The organism is Streptomyces sp. 1331.2 (assembly GCF_900199205.1).
In the GTDB taxonomy this organism is placed as follows: domain Bacteria; phylum Actinomycetota; class Actinomycetes; order Streptomycetales; family Streptomycetaceae; genus Kitasatospora.
The window spans coordinates 4895231-4919016 of the sequence record NZ_OBMJ01000001.1 but is presented as its reverse complement, the minus strand read 5'-3'; the positions used below and the strand labels follow the sequence as shown (position 1 = coordinate 4919016).

Here is a 23786-nt window from a genome sequence, read left to right as displayed (position 1 = left end):
CCCGGAGGAACGCCTCCCATGTTCGACACAGTTCTGGTCGCCAACCGCGGCGAGATCGCCCTGCGGGTGATCCGCACCCTGCGGCGGCTCGGTGTCCGCTCGGTCGCCGTGTTCAGCGACGCGGACGCCGACGCTCCGCACGTCCGCGAGGCGGACGTCGCGGTCCGGCTCGGCCCGGCCGACCGCAGTGACAGCTCGGCGGCCGAGACCTACCTGCGGACCGACCAGATCCTCGCCGCCGCCCGCCGCACCGGCGCCCAGGCCGTCCACCCCGGTTACGGCTTCCTCGCCGAGAACCCCGGCTTCGCCCGCGCCTGCGCCGACGCGGGCCTCGTCTTCATCGGACCACCTCCCGGTGCGGTCGAGTTGATGGGTGACAAGATCAACGCCAAGGAGGCCGTCCGGGCCGCGGGCGTCCCGGTGGTCCCCGGCAGCCAGGCCAGCGCGCCCACCGACGGGGATCTCGTCGCCGCAGCCGACGAGATCGGCTACCCCGTCCTGCTCAAGCCGTCCGCCGGCGGCGGCGGCAAGGGCATGCGCCTCGTGCGGGACCGGGCCGACCTGCCCACCGAGATCGCCGCCGCCCGCCGCGTCGCCCGCACCGCCTTCGGCGACGACACCCTGCTGCTGGAGCGCTGGGTCGACCGGCCGCGCCACATCGAGGTGCAGGTGCTGGCCGACGCCCACGGCACCACCGTCCACCTCGGCGAGCGCGAGTGCAGCCTCCAGCGCCGCCACCAGAAACTGATCGAAGAGGCTCCCTCCGTTCTCCTCAATGCCGAGACCCGTGCCGCGATGGGCGCCGCGGCCGTCCGTGCCGCGGAGTCCTGCGGCTACACCGGGGCCGGCACCGTGGAGTTCATCGTCCCCGGCATCGACCCGGACGCCCCCTCCGCCGCCGAGGGGGTGCGGGACTTCTTCTTCATGGAGATGAACACCCGTCTCCAGGTGGAACACCCCGTCACCGAGCTCGCCGTCGCCGTCGGCGCCGACTCGGCCCGGCTCGACCTGGTCGAGTGGCAGCTGCGCGTCGCTGCCGGTGAACCGCTCACCTTCACCCAGTCCGACATCTCCTTCCTGGGCCACGCCATCGAGGCCCGCATCTGCGCCGAGGACCCGGAACGGGACTTCCTGCCCACCGGCGGCCGCATCCTCACCCTGGACGAGCCCCGGGGCGAGGGCATCCGCGTCGACTCCGGAGTCGCCCCCGGAACCGTCGTCACCAGCGCCTACGACCCCATGCTCGCCAAGGTCATCGCGTACGGGCCCGACCGCCCGACCGCGCTGCGCCGGCTCCGCGCCGCGCTGGCCGACACCCGCATCCTGGGCGTCACCACCAACACCGGCTTCCTGCGGCGGCTCCTCGCACACCCCGAGGTCGTCGCCGGCCGACTGGACACCGGCCTGGTGGAGCAGACGGCCCGGCAGCTGCCGGCCCTGCTCACCGCGCCGTACTCCCCCGCCAACGCGACCGCCCCGGCCGGGACCCCGACGCCCGCCCATCCCGGGGACGGAACCGACGCCGCGGCGACCGAACCGCCGTCGCCCTCCCACCTCCTCTACTTTGCGGCCGCGCTGGCACGGCACCTGGAACTCACCCCGGCCGCCGCCCCCGGCGACTGGACCGACCCCTTCTCCCTTCCCTCCGGCTGGCGCCTGGGCGGCACCCCCGCCTGGACGACCCACCGACTCCGTACCCCCGGCCAGGACCCGGTCTCGGTGCGCATCCGTTCGATCACTGCCGGCAACGTAGCCGATGCCACTGACAATCCCGTCGGGCTCACCCGCGAGGTGGAGCTCCGGCTCGACGGCGGAGCGGTGCACCGCGCCCGCGCGACCCTGGCGGGCGACCGGCTGCACCTGACCGTCGACGGCCTGCAGACCACGTTCTCGCTGGCCACCGACACCACCCCCGGCCTCGCCGCCGGCCCGGTGACCTGGCTCGGCGTCGAGGGCGACGCCTGGCCCCTGCACGGCTACGACCCGGCCGTCGAGAGCGCCGCCGGGGCCGGCGCGCACCACGGCGCCCTGACCGCCCCGATGCCCGGCACCGTCACGGTCGTCAAGACCACGGCCGGCGAGACCGTCCGCAAGGGCCAGCCCCTGCTCGTGCTGGAGGCCATGAAGATGGAACACGTGATCGCCGCGCCGCACGACGGCGTGGTGGCCGAACTGCGGGTCACCGCGGGCGCCACCGTCGCGATGGAGGACCTGCTGGTCGTGGTCGCCCCGGCGGAGGAAGCCACGGCCGGGGACGCCCCGGCCGAACCGGACGCCGCTCCCGCCGAGCCCGCGGAGGTGCGGTCGTGACCGCCCGCGAGCCCGACGCCCTCGACCTGGGCCTGCCCGACCCGGTCCGCGCCCCCGGCCTGCCCGAGGAGGTCCGGATCCACGAGGTCGGGCCGCGCGACGGGCTGCAGAACGAGAGCTCCCTGGTGCCGGTCGAGGTCAAGGCCGAGTTCATCGCCCGGCTCGCGGCGGCCGGCCTGCGCACCGTCGAGGCCACCAGCTTCGTTCACCCGAAATGGGTACCGCAGCTGGCCGACGCCGAGGAGCTGATGCCCCGGCTCGCCGGCCTGCCCGAGCGCCACCCGGGCCTGCGGCTGCCGGTTCTGGTGCCCAACGAGCGCGGCCTGGACCGCGCGCTCGCCCATCACGCCACCGACATCGCGGTGTTCGCCAGCGCCACCGAGACCTTCGCCCGGCGCAACCTCAACCGCTCGGCGGACGAGGCCATGGCGATGTTCCGTCCGGTCGTGACGCGGGCCGTCGAAGCCGGGATCGCGGTCCGCGGCTACCTCTCGATGTGCTTCGGCGATCCCTGGGAGGGGCCCGTCCCGGTCGACCAGGTGGTCCGCTTCGGCGTCCAGCTGCTGGAGATGGGCTGCTCGGAGCTGAGCCTCGGCGACACCATCGGCGTGGCCACCCCGGGCCAGGTCAGCGCCCTGCTGACGGGCTTCGCCTCGGCCGGGGTGCCGGCCGACCGGCTCGCCGTGCACTTCCACGACACCTACGGGCAGGCACTCAGCAACACCCTGGCCGCGCTGCGCGAGGGCGTCACCACGGTGGACGCCTCGGCCGGCGGCCTGGGCGGCTGCCCGTACGCGAAGAGCGCCACCGGCAACCTGGCCACCGAGGACCTGGTCTGGATGCTGCACGGCCTCGGCATCCACACCGGCGTCGACCTGCGCGCGCTGGTCGCGACCAGCGGCTGGATGGCCGCGCGCCTCGGCCGGCCGAGCCCCTCCCGCACCGTCCAGGCGCTGCTCGGCGCCGACCGGGGCTGACCCGCCCTGCGCCCGCTCCGGCGCCGGCCGCGGCCCGTACGGTCCGGTCGGCGCCCGGGCACCACGTTCATCTCATCGCACTCATCCCATCGCGCTCATCCCTCGACCGGACCGTACGACCGTCACACCGTCAGACGGACGCCGGTCATCCCGCTCACGCCCGCGGCCACCCCGGCCGGGGCCCCAGGAGGATCACCATGCTCGACCACCGACTCAGCAGCGAGTACGAGGAACTGCGGCGCACCGTCGCCGAGTTCGCCCAGGACGTGGTGGCGCCGAAGATCGGCGGGTTCTACGAGCGGGAGGAGTTCCCCTACGAGATCGTCCGCGAGATGGGGCGGATGGGGCTCTTCGGCCTCCCCTTCCCGGAGGAGTACGGCGGCATGGGCGGCGACTACCTCGCCCTCGGCCTCGTCCTGGAGGAACTCGCCCGCGTCGACTCCTCGGTGGCGATCACGCTGGAGGCCGCCGTCTCGCTCGGCGCGATGCCGATCCACCGCTTCGGCACGGAGGAGCAGAAGCGCGAGTGGCTGCCCAAGCTGACCTCGGGCGAGTTCCTCGGCGCCTTCGGCCTCACCGAGCCGGAAGGCGGCTCGGACGCCGGGGCCACCCGCACCACCGCGCGGTACGACGAGGCCACCGACGAGTGGGTCATCAACGGGACCAAGTGCTTCATCACCAACTCCGGCACCGACATCACCGGTCTGGTCACCGTCACCGCGCTCACCGAACCGATCGCTCGTTCGAGTGAAGAGGGCGAATTCCGCTCGCCCACGCGGGAAATCTCCTCCATCATCGTGCCCACCGGGACCCCGGGGTTCCAGGTATCGAAGAAGTACTCGAAGGTCGGGTGGAACGCGTCCGACACCCGCGAACTGTCCTTTACCGACTGCCGTGTTCCCGCGGCCAACCTGCTGGGCGAGCGTGGCCGAGGCTACGCCCAGTTCCTGCGGATCCTCGACGAGGGCCGCATCGCGATCGCGGCCCTGGCCACCGGCCTGGCCCAGGGCTGCGTCGACGAATCCGTGAAGTACGCCGGCGAGCGCCGGGCCTTCGGCCGGCCGATCGGCGCCAACCAGGCCATCCAGTTCAAGCTTGCCGACATGGAGCTGCGCGCCCACACCTCCCGCCTGGCCTGGCGGGACGCCGCCTCCCGGATGCTGCACGGTGAACCGTTCAAGAAGGAGGCCGCGATCGCAAAGCTGTACTCGTCGGAGGCCGCCGTCGACAACGCCCGCGAGGCGACCCAGATCCACGGTGGGTACGGCTTCATGAACGAATTCCCGGTCGCCCGTTTCTGGCGCGACAGCAAGATCCTGGAAATCGGGGAGGGCACGTCGGAGGTCCAGCGCATGCTCATCGCCCGGGAGCTGGGCGTCACGTCCTGACCCGAGCCCACCAGGGAATGACCGACGAACCGTCAGGGGATCACGATCACCGGGCGGTTGGCCCGCCGCGCCAGCCGCCCGGAGACCGAGCCGAAGATCTTGCCGAGCAGGCCGTGCGTCGTGCCGACGACGATCGCGTCGGCGGCGTACTCACGGCCGACCTCCTCGATCTCGTGGCAGATGTCACCGCCGCGCTCGACCAGGATCCACGGCACCCCGGCCAGGAAGTCCGCACAGGCGAGCTCCAGGCCGAGAACCTCGCTCCGGTGGTCGGGGAGGTCGACGAAGACGGGAGGCTCACAGCCCGCCCAGACCGTGGCGGGCAGGCGGTTGGCGACGTGCACGATCACCAGGCCGCACTGCGACCGGCGCGCCATGCCGACCGCGTAGGCGAGGGCGCGCTCGCTCGACAGCGAGCCGTCGAAGCCGACCACCACACCGTGCTGGAACACCGGGTCGAGGGACGGCGCCGACGCGTCCTGCGAGGACGGATCGGCATGCCCGAACGGGTCGGCCGCGCCGGAGGCCGCCTCCGGACGCTCGGCACCCGGGCCCAGGCGGCCGCTCACCGGAGGCCCCGCAGGGCCGGCCGGAGGCTCGCCGCGCCGCTCACGGTGCCCCGGGCGGTCGCGACGGGAGAGGCTGCCGCGGCGCGCGAGGCCGCGCAGAGCGCGCGCGAGGCCCTGCGGTACGCCGACTCCGTCTCCCCCGGTCCCTGCACCCGCACTGCGGGGCACGTCCGGTTCGACCGGTCGGGGAGGCTCAAAACCAGCCATGGCTCACGGCTCTTCGATGGAGAGGGGCCGACAGGAGAGGACAACGCTGCCCGGGCAGCAGGCCCGCCCACGGGATGACGTCGGTCTGAGCCGCGCAGCACCGTATGGACCTGTTCCTTTCAGAGTACGACGGGCGTGGGGCCGAGCCCAGTGGCGAAGCCCCGGAGCGACGTTGTTCCCGCGAAAGGGGGATGCGCCCGCCGTGGCGGTGCGCCCTGCCCGCAGGCGGTCACGCCCCCTCCGGAAAGGAGGTTCCCTGGAGCTTGACTGAGCGGGCCAGACGACGCAACAGGGCCCCCGGACACCGTGACCGGACTGTCATGGATCGGCGACGATCCGTTGCGAGGCGTCGCGAACCGTTACTCCCCGCTGCCCCGTTGCCCCGCCGCCCCCGCTGCCCCCGCTGGCCCCGCCGCCCCCGAGGGCCCCTTCCGGAGCTGCCCGGTACCGGCGGCCGTACGCCAGCTGCCGGAGTCCGTTCCAGCCACTTCGTACGGCTTCGGGACGCTGTCTGGCATTTGCCAGATGCATAGGCGCGGGCGCTGGCACCATGCTGGACATGCCCCTGCTGCTGTTCGACCTCGACAACACGCTGCTCCCCCGGGACGCCGCCTTCCGGGCCTGGGCACAGGACTTCCTGTCCGAACACGACCTCCCGCCCGGCGACCTCGACTGGTTCGTCACCCTCGACGGCGGCGGCTACGTGCCGCGCAGCACCGTACTGTCCGCGGTCCGGCGCCGCTACGGCCTGGACGGGTCCACCGAGTTCCTGCTCGCCCACTACCGGCGCGGCATCAACTCCCACATCCACTGCCCGCCCCGGCACATGGAGGCGCTGCGGGCGGCGCGGGCGGCCGGGTGGACGCTCGGGATCGTCAGCAACGGGGGCACCCGCCCGCAGTTGGAGAAGATCCGGCGGACCGGGCTGGGGCCGATGGTCGACGGCTGGGTCATCTCCGAGGAGGCCGACTGCGTCAAGCCGGACCCGCTGATCTTCGAGATCGCCGCCCAGCGGTGCGGCATCGCACCCACCGGGGAATGGGCCGCACACACCTGGATGGTCGGGGACCACGCGCCCGCCGACATCGCCGGGGCCGAGCTAGCCGGGCTGCGCAGCGTCTGGCTGCACCACGGCCGGCCGTGGGCGGAGAGCGGCTACCGGCCGACGCTGAAGGCGGCCGGGCTGCCGGAGGCCGTCGGCCAGGTGCTCGCGGCGCGCAACGCGCCCTCGCCCCGGCCGGGGATCCGGGCCGGCGGGTGGGGTCGGCGGCAGGCCGCCGGGGTGCCGGTCCGGGAGACGGCCCTGCTCAGCGCGCGGTCCGGCGCGCGTGGGTAGTCGGCCGCCCCGGAGCGTCCGAGTGCGCCCGTTCCTGCGGACGGCGGGGCGAGCGGCCGGGCCGGCGACCAGTCGGGTCAGAGAGCCGGGTTCGGTGTCCGAAACCGATCCGGCGGGTTTGCCGTGATCGCCAAGGTGCGCACGGGCGCCGGGGCGGCCTCCGGCGTGCGCTCCGGCGCGCGGTCGGGCGTCGCCCGGAGCCGCGCCGGAACCGTTCCTGGAGGACCGCTCGACCGCGTCGAGCGCCTTCGCCGTGGCCCCGCCCCCACCCCCACGCCGGCCTTCGCCCGGTAGCACCCGAGGCGCTCCCCGCCGGCTCGGCCCCGCCGGTCAGCCCTGCGCCTAGGTGCGGCTCCACCAGCAGGTTCGGGCCTGCTCGGCGAATCCGAGCGTGCGGTAGAGCGGCTCGCCGAGCGTGGTGGCGACCAGGGTGGCCGGGCGGTCCTGGTGGGCGTGGGCAAGGGCGGTCTGCAGGACGGCGCGGGCCACTCCCCGACCGCGGTGTTCGGGCAGGGTGACGACCCAGTACACGCCGGTGGCCCGGCCGTCGTCGTAGGTGAGGCAGGCGCCCGCCACGGCGCCGTCGACGCGGCCGAGCCACGCCCGCCAACCGGGCTCGCGCAGCAGTTGCTCCGGAAGTGCCTCGCCGCGGACCCAGGGCTGTCGGGCGGGCAGCGGGAACCCCTCCACGATCGCCCGTTCGACCGACGCGAAGCTGTCGCCGCCCCTGGCCTCATCCACCGTCAGGAGACCGCCCCCGACGGCTTCCGAGGCGGCGGGCAGGGTGGCCGTCATGCCCTCGACCGGCCCCGGGTCCCGGACCATCACCGGCATGAGCGGCATCCGGGCGGCCCCGAGGCGGGTGAGGTCGAGCCCTCCGTACGGGTCCTCCAGCACGAAGCCGATGGTCGACCACTCACTCAGCAGACCAGCCAACTCCCGTTCCAGCAGGCCGGGTTCGGCGTAGCGGCGGGTCACCACGAACCGGTGCGCGTCGTCCGGGGTGCGGGCGCAGCGCACTGCCGTCAGACCCCGGGCGGTGCGGAACCGCCAGCCGTGGACGCGGGCTTGGCTGAGCCAGAAGGCGGCGGCGTTGTCGTTGGCCCGTTCGAGCCGGCTGTCGGCGTTCACGGCAGGACCGTAACCCGGCGGCCCGGATGCTGCTTCCGCCCCGTCAGGCTTGGCCTGATGAAGCCTGGGAGGCGCATATCCCGCACCCGTGCGCCCTCTCGTGCACCGATGATTTTCGGTCAATTTCGCACTGCTCCCTCCCGCTTGGGCAAATCCGCAGCCCAGACCCGCCCACCGGGCACCAGGGGGCCGAGCGCTCCGTGAACGGCCCTGCGACAACCAGCCACCGTTGCTTCCGCCCTCTTCACAGAAGGGTCGACGGGTGCCACGCTTCGTGATCGAATGCATCACGCCAAATTGCCATGTCGACATAGCGTCGGATGGTGAACTTGTCACAACGGCAATGGTCCACCCGATAGATTTCGATCTTGGCTAGCAGTGCCGCACCACCCACACCACACCACCGAGGGGGCTTGAGCGCCTTGAGCAGGGTGAGCAGGAGCGACGCGAGTCCTGACAGCGGCCAGGCGGTGGCCGGCACCGCGGGCCGACCCGCGAGAAGCACTGGCACCTCCGCGATCGCCACCACCCGCAGCTCCGGCGCCCCGGGCGCCGCCGCGCACCCCTCGTACCCCGCGACGTACTCCGCCGCGGCACACACCCCCGCGGTCGGCTCGGGCACCGTCCCGGGCGGCGCCGAACACGGCGCGGCCACACCGCACGGAGGCCAGTCGCACGGAGCCCAGTCACACGGAGGCGGGCAGCCGACCGGCGGACAGCCCGTCAGCCGGGGCCCCGTCAGCCACGCCCCGGCCCACGGCGGCGACTACCCCGGTTACCCGGGCTACGCCGGCTACCCGGGCCAGCCCGGCTACCCCGTCGGCGTGCCGGGCCAGAACGGCGCCCCCGGTGCCAACGGCGGCCCGCTCGGCGGCAACGCCCTCGGCACCGGCTCCGGTCACGGCCCGCTGGGCCACGGCGGGCTCGGCGCCAACGGCTCCGGCGCGAACAGCTCGGCGAGCACCGTGACGATCTCCGCCCCCCGGAAGCTGTCCGGCCGGCGCCGCCGGGAGACCGTCGCGGTGCTGATCTTCGGCGGTGCCCCGATCTTCGAGAGTTCGATCCCGCTCTCGGTCTTCGGCGTGGACCGCCAGGACGCCGGGGTGCCCCGCTACCGCCTGCTGGTCTGCGCCGGCGAGGAGGGCCCGCTGGCCACCACCGGCGGCCTGACCCTCTCCGCCCCGTACGGTCTGGAGGCCCTGGCCCGGGCCGGCACGATCGTCGTACCGGCCTGGCGCTCGATCTCCCAGCCCCCGCCGGTCGAGGCGATCACCGCCCTGCGCAAGGCCCACCACGAGGGCGCCCGGATCATCGGCCTCTGCACCGGCGCCTTCGTCCTGGCCGCCGCCGGCCTGCTCGACGGCCGCCCGGCCACCACCCACTGGATGTACGCGCCGACGCTGGCCAAGCGCTACCCCCGCGTCCACGTCGACCCGCGCGAGCTGTTCGTCGACGACGGCGACGTGCTCACCTCGGCCGGCACCGCCGCCGGCATCGACCTCTGCCTGCACGTGGTGCGCAGCGACCACGGCGCCGAGGCGGCCAACGCGCTGGCCCGCCGCCTGGTGGTGCCGAGCCGCCGCGGCGGCGGAGGACAGGCCCAGTACATCGATCAGTCTTTACCGGAGGAGATCGGCAACGACCCGCTGGCCGAGGTGGTCACCTGGGCGCTGGAGAACCTCAACCAGCAGTTCGACGTCGAGGTGCTGGCGGCTCGCGCCTACATGAGCCGGCGCACCTTCGACCGGCGGTTCCGCACGCTCACCGGCAGTGCGCCGCTGCAGTGGCTGATCACCCAGCGGGTGCTCCAGGCGCAGCGGTTGCTGGAGACCTCGGAGCTGTCGGTGGACGACGTCGCCCGCCGGTGCGGGTTCCGTTCGCCGGTGGCGCTGCGCGGACACTTCCGCCGCCAGCTCGGGGTCTCCCCGGCCGCGTACCGGACCAGCTACCGGGCGCGCCGTCCCGGGCAGCAGCCGCCCACCGCGGCCGGTGCGCACGGCGGTGACCTGCGGCTGGCCGGTGCCCTGCCGCACGCGGCGGCCGGCGCCGCCGGGATGGCGGGCGGGTCGCTGTTCGCCGGTGCGCACGGCGCCCAGGCGGCGCAGCCGTTCCCGGGCGGGCCGGGGGCTCAGGCGCCGGTCGGCCCGCACGGGCAGCCGGCCCACGGGCAACCGGTGCACGGGCAACAGGTCGGCCACGGCCAGCCGGGGGCGCACGGGCAATCCGGGGCGCACGGCCAGCCGGCCGGGTACGGCCCGGGACAGGCCGGGACACCGGCCGCCGCCCAGGCCTTCCACGCCCGGGCGGGCCAGCCGTACCCGCACCAGCAGGCCGCGCAGCAATCGCACCCCGGGCAGCAGGGTGCGGTCGGGCGCGGTCCGGTGCGGGGTCCGGTGGTGCCGCCGCAGATCGGTCCGGGCGCGGGGGCGGGACGTCCGCCGCGCACCGCCGAGCACGCGGCGGCCGAGGACGGCCACCCCCAGCCCGGGGCGCGCGGCCAGGGCCAGGGGCACCGCAGCGCGGTCGAGCGGCCCGCGGACGAGCCGGGTACGGCCGGACGCGGCCACGGCGCGGCCGCCGGACGGCTGCCGTCCCCCGCCGGGCAGCCGGCGGCCGGGGCCGGCGAGCTCCGCGGCCGGCAGGCGCGGGCACCGCAGGCCGTCCGTCCCCAGGGCGGACGGGCGGGCGCCGAGGGTGCCCGGGCGGCGCGCGAGGCCCGTCCCGGGCGGGACGGCCACCCGGTCCGCACCGGTCGGGAGGGCGAGCACCCGGACGGCCCCGGCACGCACGACGGAGCCGAGGAGCACCAGGCCGAGGCCACCGCTGCGGCCCCCCGCTCGGCACCGCCGGTGCCCGCGGCGCGTGATCGCGCCGTAGGGTGAGTTGCGTGAATGACCGTTTGGTATGGATCGACTGTGAAATGACCGGCCTCGACCTCGACCGGGACGCCCTGGTCGAGGTCGCGGTGCTGGTGACGGACTCCGAGCTGAACATCCTCGGCGAGGGCCTGGACGTCATCATCCGGCCGCCGGCGGAGGCGCTGGCGAACATGCCCGAGGTGGTGCGCGCGATGCACACCGCCTCCGGCCTGCTGGAGGAGCTGGCGCAGGGCGTGACCCTGGCCGAGGCCGAGGAGCGGGTGCTCGCGTACGTGCGCGAGCACGTGCCGGAGGCCGGGAAGACGCCGCTGTGCGGAAACTCGGTGGCGACCGACCGCGGCTTCCTCGCCCGGGACATGCCGGCCCTGGAGAAGCACCTGCACTACCGGATCGTGGACGTCTCCTCGATCAAGGAGCTGGCCCGCCGCTGGTACCCGAAGGCGTACTACAACAGCCCGCCGAAGGGCGGCAACCACCGGGCGCTCGCCGACATCCGGGAGAGCATCGACGAACTGCGGTACTACCGCGAGGCCGTGTTCGTCCCCCAGCCCGGCCCGGACGCCGACACCGCGCGCGCCATCGCCGGGAAGTACCAGACCCCGGCCGGCTGATCCGGGTCCGGGAGGGTGCCCACGACCGCGGGAAGGAAACCGTGGCGCGAGCACCCTCTCGGATCCTGTAGAGTTCTTCCTGTCGGAACGGGAACGCGAGAGCGGGAACGGACCGGACAGATGGTGGGTGTAGCTCAGTTGGTAGAGCACCTGGTTGTGGTCCAGGTGGCCGCGGGTTCGAGTCCCGTCACTCACCCCAGAGCCCGAGGGGCCGATCTCTTCAAGAGGTCGGCCCCTCGGGCGTTTTCGCGTTCCTTCAACTGTGCCCGGTGGCCCGGCTTTTCCGGTCGACGTCCGGTCGACGTCCGGTCGACGTCCGATGCACTTCAGCTCGATCTCAGGTCGACCCCTGCCGCCGAAAGCTACCGGCTAGTAACATCGTCGCCATGACCACACCTACGATCGGCCAGATGCTCGACGCCACCGTGCCGATGGCGCACACCCTGAAGCTTGAGTACCTGGAGACCACCCCGGAGCGCGCCGTGCTCCGGCTGCCCGACCAGCCCGCGTACCACAACCACGTCGGCGGCCCGCACGCCGGCGCGATGTTCACGCTCGCCGAGTCCGCCAGCGGCTGCATCGTGCTCGCCGCCTTCGGCGACCAGCTGTCCCGGGCCGTGCCGCTCGCCGTCAACGCCGAGATCGCGTACAAGAAGCTCGCCATGGGCGAGGTCACCGCCACCGCCGTGCTCGGCCGCCCGGCCGCCGAGGTCGTCGCCGAGCTGGACGAGGGCGGCCGCCCCGAGTTCCCCGTCACCGTCGAGATCACCCGCGCCGACGGCGCCGTGACCGGTGTGATGACGGTCACCTGGACCCTGCGCCCCAACTCCTGACCGCCGCGCGCCCGGTGGCCCCGGGAACACCACCTCGGGGCCGCCCGTGCGATGACCGTCCGTGCGCTGACCGTCCGTGACGGTCGGCGTGACCTCACCGCCGGTCCGCTCGTTCTCAACTCACATGCGAGCCATTCACGCGACCAAGCCCCAGGAAGCCGCCCTCCGCGGCGGCAGCGGAGGGCGGCGCGGGATCGCCCGTCGGCTGCCCCGCCCCCGGGCCGTCGCAGCCGGCGGGGCCCTGCTCGCACAACTCTGGGGCCTCGGCGCCGCGGGCGCGTACGCGGTGGCCGCCGACCCGCTGCGGGAACCGGCCCGGCCCGCCGTCCGACACGTCCCGCACGGCACGCCCCTGCTCGGCTCACCCGCGCTCGGCCGGCCGGCGCTCGACGGGCAGTCAGCCGAACGTCCCGTCGGCCAGGGGCAGTCGGCGGCCGGGACGCCGGACCGCTCCCCCGGGTCCGTCGGAGTGCCGGCCGACGGCGGACCCCTCGAAGGGACCGCCGGGGCGATCGGCGGCTCCCTGCAGGAGCGGATCCGGGCCGGCGGACTCCCCCTGCCAGGCCAGCCGGCCGCCGTCCCCGACGCCTTCGCGATCGCCTCCGGCCTGACCGGCACCGTCCCCGCCCAACGCCCCTCCGCCGAATCCAACCCGGCCCAGGAGGTCGCGCCCACCGGGCTGCCCGCCACCGGCCACCTGCACCCCGGCACCACCCGCTCCGCCGATCCGCGGCGAGCCGGGAGCACCGAGGCTCCGCCGGTCCCGGCGGAAGCGGCGGGCGCGACCGACACCGCGACCGCGGGCACCGTCGGCCACGACGGCGCGGCAGCCATCCCCGTCGCGGCCGTCTCACCCGGCGGCGACGGGACGCCCGAGACGCTCGCCATCGCCGACACCGCCACCGTCACCCCCGCAACCGACGGCTCCGCCACCGCGACCGCCGTCCTCGCGCCGATCGCCGCCGGCCTGTTGCTCACCGGTGCGGCCATGTGCAAGCACCGCGGACTGCCCCGCGGACACTGACCGGGCCGGCCTGCTGTCGGCGCGGGTGTGCAGAGCACGGCGGCGGGCTCCAGCAGCGGAAGTTCGCGCCCAGGAGCCGAACCTGGCGGGACGCCGACCGAACCGGGTGGCCCCGCCGTCGGATGGAACGGCGGGGCCGGTGGCTTGTCAGTGGAAGACGCCCGGGGGTGGCTCCGGGGAGGGCGCGGCGGTGGCGTCGGTGGCCGGGGTGGCTCCGGCGGCGAAGTCGGTGAGGGGGCGGCCGTGTTCGACGCGGGCGTGGGCGGGGTCGGAGGCCGCGCGGCGGGTGAGGTCGGCGACGGGGAGCGGGGTGTGGGCGGCGGCCAGGACGAGGTTGCCGAAGCGCTTGCCGCGCAGCACGGCCGGGTCGGCGATCAGGCAGAGTTCCGGGAAGACCGCGCCGAGGGTGGCGACCTGGGAGCGGGCGAAGGGCAGGGCGGCGCCGTCGGCGATGTTGGCGGCGTACCAGCCGCCGGGGGCGAGGGCGCGGGCGGCGAGGGTGGTGAACTCGACGGTGGTGCAGTGGGCCGGGGTGCGGGCGCCGGAGAAGACGTCGGTGATGACCAGGTCGACGGTGCCCTCGGGGGTGCGTTCCAGCACGCTGCGGGCGTCCGCGCCGCGCACCTTGATCTGCCAGCCGCGGTCCAACGGCAGTTCGGTGCGGACGAGTTCGGTGAGCGCGGTGTCGATCTCGGCGACCTGCTGGCGGGAGCGCGGCCGGGTGGCGGCGACGTAGCGGGCCAGGGTGAGGGCACCGCCGCCGAGGTGCAGGACGGTCAGCGGGCGGCCGGGCGGGGCGACCAGGTCGATCAGGTGGCCGAGCCGGCGCTGGTACTCGAAGCCGAGGTGGGTGGGATCGGCGAGGTCGACCAGGGACTGCGGGGCGCCGTCGATCAGCAGCGACCAGGCGGCGGGGCGGTCGCGGTCGGGCCGCAGTTCGGCCAGGCCGGAGCCGACGGGACGGGTGAGCGGGCCCTGGGCGTGGGTGCGTCCGTCCGGCCCGCTGGTGTCCACCGTCTCGCTGCCGCGGGCGGCCTTGTTCCTGCTTCGTCCCATGTCGGCCATTATCGCCGCCGCGCGGGACGGCTCGGCCGGACGGCCCGGCCGGACGGCCCGACGGGGCGGAGCCAGCGGTCGGCTAGAACGGGCCGAGGCCGCTCGCGGTGAGCGTGCAGGCGGCCTCGCAGAGGGCGGAGCGGAGCACCCAGGCGTCGGTGGGACGGGCGGCGCGGCCGGCGCCGGCGGGGGGGAGCACCCAGCGGGGGTCGGTGGCGGCCGGGACGAGGGCGCCGGCCGTACAGGAGCTGCCGGGCAGGTGCCAGGTCTCCCAGGTGCCGGCCGGGACGAGGAAGGAGAGGGTGCTGCCGTTGCGGCTCTGGTGCACGGCCCCGCAGGCGCGGCGCAGCCGCAGGATGTCGACGGCTTCCAGGCCGTGCCGCAGGGCGACCGTCACCGTGTCGCAGCCGGTGACGAGGATGCCCTCCTCGGGGGCGGAGCGCTCGCGCCGGGGACCGCCGCACGGCGCGCGGCCGCCGTCCACCGGACCCCGGCCGGGGATCCGGTCGTCGGCGGGGTCGGGGAGCAGGGCGGGGGCGGCGCCGGCGAGCACTCCCCCGGGGACGGGTCGGTACTGCGGCAGTCCGGTGGCCATCATGGGCCCTCCTGTACCTCGTCGGATCCGGAAGCACAGCCGCCCGGAGGGGCCACCGGGCTGGGACGGGGCCGGTGGCGACGGCCTTGGCTTTTCCACGTACCAGGACAACGCCGCGAACGCACCCCAGGCCACGGGGCGCCTTACAGCAAGGCATGGCATTTCATGGCAGATATCCCGCAACATCGGCCGCTTTGCCCGGTATTGTCAGCAAATCTCCCACAAACCCAATGTGTCCGACCGGTGACTCCGAGTACTCTCGGCGCCATGGCAGCCACCCCACCGGCCGAGCCGAACCGACCGTCCCCCAACGCCGTCATGCGCGCGCTGCGCGGCGACCGCTCCCCCGGCGAGTTCGCCATGGCGGTGCGCCGGGCCGCCCGCGAGATCGGCGAGCACGTCTCCTGCGACGCCCGCTACATCGGGCGGGTCGAGTCCGGTGAGATCCGCTGCCCCAACTACGCCTACGAGCGGGTCTTCCGGCACATGTGGCCGGACCGCACGCTCACCGACCTCGGCTTCGCCCCCCGCACGTCCGTCCGCCGGCGCCCGGCGGACGGCGGCGGACGGGCCGAACCGCCCCCGCTCCACCCGCCGTTCCCGCCCCTGCCCGCCCCGCGCTCACCACTCTCCACTCAACTCCCGTACGCTGCCTCGCCGTACGCGGATCCAACCGTTCCGGACGGCCCCCGCTGGCCGAGTCCCGGCGCGGTGCCCCGGGGGCCCGATGGATCGCCCTATCTCGACGAGGAGAACGACGACGTGCGTCGCCGTACGTTCCTGGCCGGCGGCACCACCGCGCTGGCCACCGTGATCGGCATCGACCGAACGGCCGCGGCCGCCGGTCGACCGGCCGGTACCGACGGCGCCTCCGGTGTGCTCACCGGCCAAGGCGCCCTTCCCGGTGCGGAGTTCGCCGCACCGTCACTGCTGGCCGGCGAGCCGCTGCTCGGCACCGACCGGGTGGTGCCCGGCCGGCCCGGGCCGGTGCCGACCCTGCGCAGGGTCGGCGCCGCCGAGGTGCTCGGGGTCGAACAGGCCGTCCGGGACATCCGGTTGGCCGACGACGCGCACGGCGCCGACGCCCTGTACGAGCTCGCCGGGCAGTCGCTGCGCAACGCGTACGTCCTGCTCAACGAGGGCGAGTACAGCGCCGAGACGGAACGCCGGCTCCAGGCCGGAGCGGGCGAACTCGCCATCTCGGTGGGCTGGTTGGCACACGACTCGAACCGGCTCGCGGACGCCCGCTCGTTCTACGCCGAGGCGCTGGCCACCGCCCGGATGGCCGGGGACTCCGCACTGGAGGCACACGTCTTCTGCAACAGCGCCTTCCTCGCCCGGGACGCCGGCCGCCCGCGCGAGGCGCTGCGTGCCGCCCAGGCCGGGCAGGTCGCCGCCCGGGAGCTGGGCTCCTGCCGGCTGCTCGCGCTGCTGGCCATGCGCGAGGCCGGCGCCTGGGCCCTGCTGCAGGACCGCACCTCCTGCGAACGCGCGCTCGGCCGGGCGTACGCGCTGTTCGACCGCGGCACCGCCGAGGGCGATCCGGAGTGGATGTCCTTCTTCGGCGAGGCCGAGATCGCCGGCCTCCAGTCGCAGTGCTGGTCCGCGCTCGGCGACTGGGACCGCGCCAGCGAGCAGGCCGGGCTGGCCATAGCGCTGCAGAAGCCGCACTTCGTCCGCAACCGGGTGCTGTACACCGCCGAGCTGGCCCACGACCGGCTCGGCCGGGGGGACCTGGCGGGCGCGGCGCACCACGGCTCGTCCGCCGTCGCGCTGTTCGGTGACGTCCGCTCGGCCCGGATCCGGAGCATGCTGGCGGACACCGCCGGGCGGCTGCGCCCGCACGCCGGGGTGCCCGAGGTGCGCCGGTTCCTGGCCGAGTACGAGCGGGCGGCCGCCTAGGGCCTGTCCGGCGGTACTGGGCCCGTCAGCGCCCGGTCCCGGATCCGTCAGTGCCCGGCGTTCAGGCCGTCCAGGTGGGAGAGGTCGTTCCAGATCTCCACGGCCGGGGCGCCGTACTCCCAGGACAGCACGCAGAGTGCGGCCGTGCCGAGCTTGAACCGCTGGGCGAACTCGGGCGGCAGGCCCAGCCAGCGGGCGGCCAGGATGCGCAGCAGGTGGCCGTGCGCGAACAGGACGACGTCCCGGTCGGCGCAGTGCATCTGGGTGGTGTCCGGCTCCGGGACGCCGTGCTCCTGGTTGAGGTCGGCGAGGAAGGCGTCCACCCGGGCGGCCACCTCGGAGAGCTTCTCGCCACCGGGCACGCCGTCCCGCCAGATCAGCCAGCCGGGGTGGTCGGTGGCGCGGATGTCCACGCCGGTGCGGCCCTCGTACTGGCCGTAGTCCCACTCCATCAGCTCGGGGCGGTCCACCGCGCGGTCGCCGAAGCCGGCCAGCGCGCAGGTCTCCTTGGCACGGCCGAGCGGGCTGGTGTAGACGAGCGCGTCCGGCAGCCCGTTCCAGGGGGCCTTGGCGAGGCGGGCGCCGAGGGCCCGGGCCATCGCGCGGCCTTCGTCGGTCAGCGGGATGTCGGTGCGGCCGGTGTGTCGGCCGGTGGCGGACCACTCGGTCTCGCCGTGGCGGACCAGCACGATTCGGGCGGGCATGGGAGGGCTCCTCGCAGCGGGGCGGTGGCAACGGTCGGTCTCACCCTTGAGCACCGGGCTCCATGATCCCTCACCGGGGCGGCGGCCACGATCGCGGGCCGGTGCCTACGGCCACCGGCGGGCTCCGGACGGCCACCGGCGGCCCGGAACGGCCCCGGCCGCTGCCACGGACACCCGGTCCGCACCGCGTTGTCGGACCCGGATGCGACACTGAGACGCACCATGAACGTCTCGACGAACGTCCCGCTCCGCGGGCACGCTGAGCCGATCGCCCAGCGGCTCGCCGAGCTGCGCGGACCGGCCCCGCAGCGCAGTCTGAACGCCCGCTCCCTCGCCGCGCTCGCCGCCAATCCGGGCTGCCACCGCCGCGCCGTGCTCGACGCGGCCGGAGTGGACAAGTCGGTGCTGGCCGCCCGGCTGGGCCGCCCCGCCCCCTTCGGCCAGTCCCCGTTCGCGATCGCCCGCGGCGTGATCTTCGAGTCCCGGCTGAAGGCGGACGACTACGCCCCGCTGCTCGAACCGCTCCGCCGCCACCTCGGCCTGCCCGCGGACGGCCACACCCCGCTGCTGGTGCCGGACCTGCTGCAGCGCTCCGGCCCGGCCGTCCGCGCCGACCGGACGGCCGAGGCGCTGGCCCGGGCCGCCGCCGACCCGCAGGCCTGGACGCTGCTGGACCACCCGTTGCTGCGCCTGGAGGTGGCCGGCAGCACCGCCTACCTGGAGCCGGACGCGCTGGTGGTGCACGGCGGGCGGTGCACGGTCGTCGAGATCAAGTCCTTCCCGGTGCTGGACGGCAGCGCGGACCCGGCCAAGGTCGGCGCCGCCGCCCGGCAGGCCGCCGTGTACGTGCTGGCGCTCCAGCGGGCCGCCGCCGCGGCGGCCGGGCAGCCGCTCGCGGACGACCCGTACACCGAGCAGCTGCTGCCGGGCAGCCCCCGGACGAGCGTGCTGCTGGTCTGCCCGAAGGACTTCGGCAACCGGCCGACGGCGGTCGCCGTCGACGTCCGCCGCGAGCTGGCCACCACCCGCCGCCAGCTGAGCCGGATGACCGGCATCGGCCGGCTGCTGGCGGAGCTGCCGCCGGGCGCGGACTTCGACCTGGCGGCCGAGGAGGACGGCGCCCCGGCGCGCAGCGCCGAACAGCTGGCGGCCTCGGTCGAGGCGGTGCCCGCCGCCTACAGCCCGGACTGCCTCTCCACCTGCGAGCTCGGCTTCCACTGCCGCGCCCGGGCCCGCTGCGACGACCGGGTCGAGCAGCTGGGCCGGGGCGTGCGCGGCGAGCTGGGCAGCATCCGGACGGTGGCCGAGGCGCTGGCCGCCGCCTCCGGCACCGTCGACCCGAGCAGGACGGACGACGCCGAGGACGCGGCGCAGCGCCTGGCCTACGCGGCGGCCCTGCGCGCGCAGGCGCTGGGGCGGGCGGCGGGGGCGATCGCATGAGCCTGCTCGCCACCCTGGCCCGGCTGGAAGCCGTCCGCAGCGGCCGGGCCGAGCCGCTGGCCACCGTCCGGCACCGGCACCTGTCCGACCGTCCGATGGTGCTGGTCCCGCTGACCGCGGCCGGCGAGTCCGGCGCGCCGCTGGCGGTGATGCTGGGCACCGACCGGGACGCGCCCCGGCTGCACCTGGTGCCGCAGCCGCTCAACCGCACCCTGCGGTTCGACTTCCTCGCCGAGCTGGCCGCCGACCTGCTGCCCTACCTGGAGTCCTTCGCCGACGAGGTCGAGCAGATCGAGGGCTCCGAGAAGGACCCGGAGACCGGCGAGAAGACCCAGGTGTTCCGCGAGCTGTGCGCGGACGCCCCGCAGCTGATCGTGCCCAACGGCGCGGGCGTGCACCACCTGGCCCTGATCGGCCGCTCGACCCGCTTCCGCCGCACCGTCGAGGACGCGGAGCCGGGCCCCTACCCGGCGCCGGTCCGGGTGCCGCTGCTCGGCCGCTGGCTGACCCACCTCACCGACCGCGCCCAGGTGCCCGGCTCCAGTCTGCTGCTGCCGATGACCGGCCTGCTGGCCCGGCACTGGGCCACCGGCCAGAGCCACCTGGAGGACCAGCACCTGGCCGCCCTGCTGGCCTGGCACCGGCCGCCGCCCGGCCTGACCGGCGCGGAGGCGGCCGAGCTGGCCGAGTCGGCCCGGGACGAGCACGGGCAGTTGCTGCACCCGCCGGCCGGCCCGGCCACCGACCCGCGCTTCGACGAGTCGGTGCTCGCCCCGGCGATCACCCGCTACGACGCCGCCGTGGGCGCCCTGCAGCACAGCACCGAACAGCGCGACGAGGCCGCCGCCGAGCGCGCCCGGGCGGCCGTGCGGGCGGCGGTCGAGCAGTTGGAGGCGGTGCTGACGGCCGTGCTGCTGCCGACCTGGCGGGACGTCTGGCAGGGCCTGGACCTGCTGCGCGCCCTGCCGCCGGCCGGCCATCTGGAGGAGCGCTGGACCGGCGACCGCTGGTCCTACACCGGCCACCGGGACCGCCTGGCGGCCGGCGAGCCGCCGCAGCCGAGGCAGGACGACGCCGTCACCGCCGCCCGCAAGCTCGCCCAGCGCGAGCGCGAGCAGGCCCGGCTGGACGTCCAGGAGGCGCTGGACGACCCGCTGGCGATGGCCGAACACCGGCTGGCCGGCGAGGCGTTCAGCGGCGTGGTGACCGAGGTGGTGCCGGACTGGGACACCACCGGCCGCTCTCCCAAGCCCCGCCCGTTGGTCACCGTGCGCACCGCCGACCGCCCGCACGCGGACCTCGGCAGGGAGGTGCACCGGGTGCACGGGCCGTCCGCGCAGAAGGCCGAGGTCGTCGCGGTCGACACCGTCGAGGGCATCGTCACGCTGCGGGTGCTGTCCGGCATGGGCCGCAAGAAGGAGCCAGAGCCGGGCAGCCTGCCGGAGCCCGGCGAGCCGGTGACCTTCACCCTGTTCGAGTTGACGGTCCGCCAGTCCGCGCCGCTGCCCGAGCCGGACGACACCCCGTGGACCCACGGCGGCCCGCCCGGCACCGCACCCGCACCCGCACCCGCCCGCGGCACCGCCGGCGGCACCGCCGGCGCCGGCGCCGAAGACCCGTTCGCCTCCGAGGAGTGGGAGTGATGGCCGAGCCGTCGTCCGCCCTGCCCGAGTCCCCCGGTGCCTCCGCCGACGCCGCCGTGGCCCGCATCCTGGCGGCGACCGTCCGCCCGCCGGCCGGCGCCCCGCGCGGCGTGGTGGTGGACTCGCCGCCCGGCGCCGGGAAGTCGACGCTGGTGGTGCGGGCCGCCCGCGAGCTGGTCGAGGCCGGCGAGCGGCTGATGATCGTCGCCCAGACCAACAGCCAGGTGGACGACCTGGTCGGCCGACTGGCCGAGAAGGCACCGGAGTTGACGATCGGCCGGCTGCACGCCGCGGACACCCGGCCCGGTCCTGAGGTGCTGCGGCACGCCAACGTCACGCCCTCCGACAAGGTCGCCGACCTGGTCGAGCACGACGTGGTGATCTCCACCTCGGCCAAGTGGCAGTGGGTACGGGCCGAGGCGCCGTGGCGGCACGCGATCGTCGACGAGGCGTACCAGATGCGCTCGGACGCCCTGCTCGCGGTGGCCCGGCTGTTCGAGCGGGCGCTGTTCGTCGGCGACCCGGGCCAGCTGGACCCGTTCACCGTGGTCGGCACCGAGCAGTGGGCCGGCCTGTCGTACGACCCGTCCGGCAGCGCCGTGGTCACCCTGCTGGCGCACAACCCGCAGATCGAGCCGCACCGGCTGCCGGTCTCCTGGCGGCTGCCCGCCAGCGCGGCGCCGCTGATCTCGCGGGCGTTCTACCCGTACACCCCGTTCCGGTCCGGCACCGGCCCGGGGGACCGCCGGCTGACCGCTGCCGTCCGCCCCGACGGCTCGGCCCTGGACGCGGTGATCGACCGGGCCGCCGAGCACGGCTGGGCGCTGCTGGAGCTGCCCGCCCGGCACACCGTACGGACCGACCCGCAGGCCGTGGCGGCCGTCGCGGCCACCGTCCGCCGGCTGCTGGAGCGCGGGCTGACGGCCCACTCCGAACAGGGCGAGGCGCCGCTCACCGCGGACCGGATCGCCGTCGGCACCGCCCACCGCGACCAGGCGGCGGCGGTGCGCGCGGCGCTGCTCAAGGCCGGTGTCCCGGTGGACGGCGCGGCCGGGCCGGCCGTCACGGTGGACACCGCCAACCGGCTGCAGGGCCGCGAGTACGACGTCACCGTGGTGCTGCACCCGCTCTCCGGCCGCCCCGATGCGACCGCCTTCCACCTGGAGACCGGCCGGCTCTGCGTGCTCGCCTCCCGGCACCGGCACGCCTGCATCGTGGTGGCCCGGGCCGGGATCGCCGAGCTGCTGGACGAGCACCCCTCCACCGAGCCGGTGCAGTTGGGCGTCCCGGTGGCCTTCCCGGACGGCTGGGAGGCCAACCACCAGGTCCTGCACCACCTGAGCGGCCACCGGGTGCACCTGCGGTAGCCGTCAGTCCTCGGTCTCGCAGACGGCGAAGGCCACCACGGACCCGCGCTCCGCCTGCGCGCTCCACCCGGTCGCGTCGGCCGTCGGCGCATTGACGCGGACCGGGCCGTCCGCGTCGGGGCGGAGCCGGTAGCCGCCGCCGGTCAGGTGGGTGCCGGGCGGGCAGGTCGCTGTCGAGACGCCGCCCGGGGCGCTCGGCGGGCCGGAGACCACCTTCGCGGTCTCGGCGGCGAAGGCCGTCGGGGCCAGGGCGAGCGAGAGGGGCAGGGCGAGGGCCGCGACGGCTGCTCGGAGGCGCATGGGGACTCCCGGGTCCTCTGGGGTGGCTGGATACACCGGGACAACCGGTTCGCATGCGACCAGGTCACCCGGCGCCCGTTGCGTGCCCCCGGCGCGCGCCGGGGAATAGCGCCCGCACTCGCACCGTTCCGTTACCGGCCGTCGCCGCGAGACAATGGACGACGGCCACAACCCGGGCGGCGCAGCCCGGCGCAGCTCCGCCCCCGCCCACCGAGACCCCGGAGGTGTCCGTCCATGCCCGACTCCCCTGCAGAGTCGACCGAGCCGACGAGGCGTCGGCGCCCGGCGCAGCTGCTGTTCGAGCCGCAGTCCGCCGAACCGGAGCCGGAACGATTCTTCGACCTGGAGTCGATCACCGACCCGGCGGAGCTGCTGCGCCGCTCCACCGAGCTGGCCCTGGCCTTCCGGGCGGCCGCCGAGCGGGCCACGGACTTCCAGGCGGTCGCCGCGGCACAGCTCGCCGACCCGCGCCGCTTCGACGCGCTGTCGGACACCGAGATCGCCCTGCGCGCGGACTGGACCCCGGACTACGCCACCAAGATGGTCGAGTACGGCCGCACCCTGCTCGAACCGCGCCGCCACGAGGACTGACCCACGAGGACCGACCGCCGGTCCCCTGGCATATGCCAGCGGCGGAGGGTACGCGACGGCCCGCCACCCTGTCCGGCGAACGGCGCTTTCCGCCCCACCGGGGGCGCGCACGGCGCAGGCTGCTGCCCGTGGACATCTGGACGCACCAGTCGGTGGAGTACGTCAGCGTGGCCGGGGAGGCCTGGCTCGCCTCCGCGAGCGAGTACCCGCGCAGCATGCGAGCCCTTTGGGAGAGCCGCCCCTGGGCGCCCTCGGTGCTGCCCTGCGGACGGGCCTTCGACGTGATCAGCATGCCGGCGCTGTTCGGCCGCCGGGTGCTGGACGAACTGTGGGCCTCCGGGCCGGGCTGCGGCCCGGTCGCCACCCACCGGGGACGGACCCTGCTGTTCGTCCAGCCGGGCGCCGCGCCGCGGCTTCGCCGGCTGCTGGCCTGGGAGGAGTGGGCCCGGGACGTGCCGCCGCTGCTGTGCCACGGCAAGGGCGACACGGTGACCGTGCCGCCGCTGCAGCGGATGGTGAACAGCCCGGACTCCCCCGGCCAGGGCGCCGGCCGCTGGATCATCGCCCCGGAGGACCGCGAGCCCTGGCTGCCCGGCGCCTCGGTGGTGCTGTGGGCCTGCGTACGGGCGGTGCGGGAGCCGGGCGCGCCGGTTCCTGCCGGGGCGGCGGCGGTGACCGGCGGGTGAACGGGGGGAGGCCGGTATCCGATTTTGGCCGGGCCGCGCGGCGCTGCTAGAGTCTTCTCTGTCAGCGGGCGCCGCTAGCTCAGTTGGTTAGAGCAGCTGACTCTTAATCAGCGGGTCCGGGGTTCGAGTCCCTGGCGGCGCACAGACAGCCGGAAGGCCCCTTGCGAAAGCGAGGGGCCTTCCGGCGTTTCAGTGATTCGCCCGCTCGCCTCCGGGGCGCTCTGACCCGGCGCCGAC

General features: G+C 75.3%; 19 protein-coding genes, 2 tRNA genes and 1 pseudogene. 16 read left to right on the top strand and 6 right to left on the bottom strand.

Annotated elements, in window-relative coordinates:
- Window positions 1–18: 18 nt before the first annotated feature.
- From CRP52_RS21150 to CRP52_RS21140, 3 genes are all read left to right on the top strand, one after another.
- Window positions 19–2310: an acetyl/propionyl/methylcrotonyl-CoA carboxylase subunit alpha gene (locus tag CRP52_RS21150; protein WP_097237823.1), complete on the top strand. Its 2292-nt coding sequence runs from the start codon at window positions 19–21 to the stop codon at window positions 2308–2310.
- Entirely contained in the window at window positions 2307–3287 is a 981-nt protein-coding gene (locus tag CRP52_RS21145; protein ID WP_257032772.1) for a hydroxymethylglutaryl-CoA lyase, read from the top strand. Before CRP52_RS21150 ends, CRP52_RS21145 begins: the two co-directional genes overlap by 4 nt.
- A 197-nt stretch (window positions 3288–3484) precedes the next feature.
- The gene (locus CRP52_RS21140) at window positions 3485–4675 is read left to right on the top strand and encodes an acyl-CoA dehydrogenase family protein (protein ID WP_097237822.1); all 1191 of its coding nucleotides are present in this window, start codon (window positions 3485–3487) and stop codon (window positions 4673–4675) included.
- Window positions 4676–4707: 32 nt separating this feature from the next.
- Here the strand turns inward: CRP52_RS21140 and CRP52_RS21135 are convergent, their stop codons facing one another.
- On the bottom strand, window positions 4708–5244 hold the full coding sequence (locus CRP52_RS21135) for a universal stress protein (protein WP_373560509.1): 537 nt from the start codon (window positions 5242–5244) through the stop codon (window positions 4708–4710).
- Between the two features lie 766 nt (window positions 5245–6010).
- On the opposite strand from CRP52_RS21135, the gene CRP52_RS21130 reads away from it, so the two are divergent.
- Window positions 6011–6787, top strand: coding sequence for an HAD family hydrolase (locus CRP52_RS21130; RefSeq protein ID WP_097240243.1), 777 nt, complete (start codon window positions 6011–6013; stop codon window positions 6785–6787).
- Window positions 6788–7129: 342 nt separating this feature from the next.
- Here CRP52_RS21130 and CRP52_RS21125 read toward each other — a convergent pair whose 3' ends face one another.
- Complete coding sequence (locus CRP52_RS21125; RefSeq protein ID WP_179852870.1) at window positions 7130–7918, bottom strand: GNAT family N-acetyltransferase; 789 nt, start codon at window positions 7916–7918, stop codon at window positions 7130–7132.
- A 965-nt stretch (window positions 7919–8883) separates the two neighbouring features.
- Between CRP52_RS21125 and CRP52_RS21120 the strand changes: the two are divergent.
- From CRP52_RS21120 to CRP52_RS40560, 5 genes and pseudogenes are all read left to right on the top strand, one after another.
- A pseudogene (locus tag CRP52_RS21120) lies at window positions 8884–9889 on the top strand (helix-turn-helix domain-containing protein); the annotation flags it as partial.
- Between the two features lie 916 nt (window positions 9890–10805).
- A complete protein-coding gene (gene orn, locus CRP52_RS21115) occupies window positions 10806–11408 on the top strand; it encodes an oligoribonuclease (RefSeq protein WP_097237820.1) in 603 nt (200 codons plus the stop codon).
- Between the two features lie 123 nt (window positions 11409–11531).
- Window positions 11532–11607, top strand: a tRNA-His gene (locus CRP52_RS21110).
- 187 nt (window positions 11608–11794) lie between these two features.
- Window positions 11795–12241 (top strand): DUF4442 domain-containing protein, encoded by a 447-nt coding sequence (locus CRP52_RS21105; RefSeq protein WP_097237819.1) that lies wholly within the window; start codon window positions 11795–11797, stop codon window positions 12239–12241.
- A 124-nt stretch (window positions 12242–12365) separates the two neighbouring features.
- Window positions 12366–13265, top strand: a complete 900-nt coding sequence (locus CRP52_RS40560) for a hypothetical protein (protein ID WP_097237818.1) — start codon at window positions 12366–12368, stop codon at window positions 13263–13265.
- A gap of 147 nt (window positions 13266–13412) precedes the next feature.
- Here CRP52_RS40560 and CRP52_RS21095 read toward each other — a convergent pair whose 3' ends face one another.
- Both CRP52_RS21095 and CRP52_RS21090 read right to left on the bottom strand, forming a co-directional pair.
- On the bottom strand, window positions 13413–14321 hold the full coding sequence (locus CRP52_RS21095; protein WP_097240242.1) for a spermidine synthase: 909 nt from the start codon (window positions 14319–14321) through the stop codon (window positions 13413–13415).
- 82 nt (window positions 14322–14403) lie between these two features.
- Window positions 14404–14919, bottom strand: coding sequence for a hypothetical protein (locus CRP52_RS21090; protein ID WP_257032766.1), 516 nt, complete (start codon window positions 14917–14919; stop codon window positions 14404–14406).
- A gap of 264 nt (window positions 14920–15183) precedes the next feature.
- Between CRP52_RS21090 and CRP52_RS37115 the strand changes: the two genes are divergently transcribed.
- On the top strand, window positions 15184–16818 hold the full coding sequence (locus CRP52_RS37115; protein ID WP_101948223.1) for a transcriptional regulator: 1635 nt from the start codon (window positions 15184–15186) through the stop codon (window positions 16816–16818).
- 47 nt (window positions 16819–16865) lie between these two features.
- Here CRP52_RS37115 and CRP52_RS21080 read toward each other — a convergent pair whose 3' ends face one another.
- The gene (locus CRP52_RS21080) at window positions 16866–17522 is read right to left on the bottom strand and encodes a histidine phosphatase family protein (RefSeq protein WP_097237817.1); all 657 of its coding nucleotides are present in this window, start codon (window positions 17520–17522) and stop codon (window positions 16866–16868) included.
- A 222-nt stretch (window positions 17523–17744) separates the two neighbouring features.
- Here CRP52_RS21080 and CRP52_RS21075 point away from each other — a divergent pair, with 222 nt between their 5' ends.
- From CRP52_RS21075 to CRP52_RS21065, 3 genes are read left to right on the top strand one after another with little or no spacing between them, the layout of a single operon-like run.
- Window positions 17745–18962, top strand: coding sequence for a hypothetical protein (locus tag CRP52_RS21075; RefSeq protein WP_097237816.1), 1218 nt, complete (start codon window positions 17745–17747; stop codon window positions 18960–18962).
- Window positions 18959–20605, top strand: coding sequence for a hypothetical protein (locus CRP52_RS21070; RefSeq protein WP_257032763.1), 1647 nt, complete (start codon window positions 18959–18961; stop codon window positions 20603–20605). Before CRP52_RS21075 ends, CRP52_RS21070 begins: the two co-directional genes overlap by 4 nt.
- Window positions 20605–21972, top strand: a complete 1368-nt coding sequence (locus CRP52_RS21065; protein ID WP_097237815.1) for an AAA family ATPase — start codon at window positions 20605–20607, stop codon at window positions 21970–21972. The genes CRP52_RS21070 and CRP52_RS21065 overlap by 1 nt, the downstream gene beginning before the upstream one ends.
- A gap of 3 nt (window positions 21973–21975) precedes the next feature.
- Here the strand turns inward: CRP52_RS21065 and CRP52_RS21060 are convergent, their stop codons facing one another.
- Complete coding sequence (locus CRP52_RS21060) at window positions 21976–22272, bottom strand: hypothetical protein (RefSeq protein WP_097237814.1); 297 nt, start codon at window positions 22270–22272, stop codon at window positions 21976–21978.
- A gap of 234 nt (window positions 22273–22506) precedes the next feature.
- Here CRP52_RS21060 and CRP52_RS21055 point away from each other — a divergent pair, with 234 nt between their 5' ends.
- From CRP52_RS21055 to CRP52_RS21045, 3 genes are all read left to right on the top strand, one after another.
- Complete coding sequence (locus tag CRP52_RS21055; protein ID WP_097237813.1) at window positions 22507–22863, top strand: hypothetical protein; 357 nt, start codon at window positions 22507–22509, stop codon at window positions 22861–22863.
- Window positions 22864–22991: 128 nt separating this feature from the next.
- Complete coding sequence (locus CRP52_RS21050) at window positions 22992–23549, top strand: bifunctional DNA primase/polymerase (RefSeq protein WP_097237812.1); 558 nt, start codon at window positions 22992–22994, stop codon at window positions 23547–23549.
- 68 nt (window positions 23550–23617) lie between these two features.
- Window positions 23618–23691 (top strand) — tRNA-Lys (locus tag CRP52_RS21045).
- The last annotated feature ends 95 nt before the right edge of the window (window positions 23692–23786 follow it).

Bases quoted from the DNA above. Each gene is read 5' to 3' on its own strand.
- CRP52_RS40560 (WP_097237818.1), top strand. From the start codon at position 12,366: ATGCGAGCCATTCACGCGACCAAGCCCCAGGAAGCCGCCCTCCGCGGC.
- CRP52_RS21055 (WP_097237813.1), top strand. From the start codon at position 22,507: ATGCCCGACTCCCCTGCAGAGTCGACCGAGCCGACGAGGCGTCGGCGC.
- CRP52_RS21130 (WP_097240243.1), top strand. From the start codon at position 6,011: ATGCCCCTGCTGCTGTTCGACCTCGACAACACGCTGCTCCCCCGGGAC.
- CRP52_RS21080 (WP_097237817.1), bottom strand. From the start codon at position 17,522: ATGCCCGCCCGAATCGTGCTGGTCCGCCACGGCGAGACCGAGTGGTCC.
- CRP52_RS21070 (WP_257032763.1), top strand. From the start codon at position 18,959: ATGAGCCTGCTCGCCACCCTGGCCCGGCTGGAAGCCGTCCGCAGCGGC.
- CRP52_RS21060 (WP_097237814.1), bottom strand. From the start codon at position 22,272: ATGCGCCTCCGAGCAGCCGTCGCGGCCCTCGCCCTGCCCCTCTCGCTC.
- CRP52_RS21095 (WP_097240242.1), bottom strand. From the start codon at position 14,321: ATGGGACGAAGCAGGAACAAGGCCGCCCGCGGCAGCGAGACGGTGGAC.
- CRP52_RS37115 (WP_101948223.1), top strand. From the start codon at position 15,184: ATGGCAGCCACCCCACCGGCCGAGCCGAACCGACCGTCCCCCAACGCC.
- CRP52_RS21065 (WP_097237815.1), top strand. From the start codon at position 20,605: ATGGCCGAGCCGTCGTCCGCCCTGCCCGAGTCCCCCGGTGCCTCCGCC.
- CRP52_RS21090 (WP_257032766.1), bottom strand. From the start codon at position 14,919: ATGATGGCCACCGGACTGCCGCAGTACCGACCCGTCCCCGGGGGAGTG.
- CRP52_RS21150 (WP_097237823.1), top strand. From the start codon at position 19: ATGTTCGACACAGTTCTGGTCGCCAACCGCGGCGAGATCGCCCTGCGG.
- CRP52_RS21075 (WP_097237816.1), top strand. From the start codon at position 17,745: ATGAACGTCTCGACGAACGTCCCGCTCCGCGGGCACGCTGAGCCGATC.
- CRP52_RS21140 (WP_097237822.1), top strand. From the start codon at position 3,485: ATGCTCGACCACCGACTCAGCAGCGAGTACGAGGAACTGCGGCGCACC.
- CRP52_RS21105 (WP_097237819.1), top strand. From the start codon at position 11,795: ATGACCACACCTACGATCGGCCAGATGCTCGACGCCACCGTGCCGATG.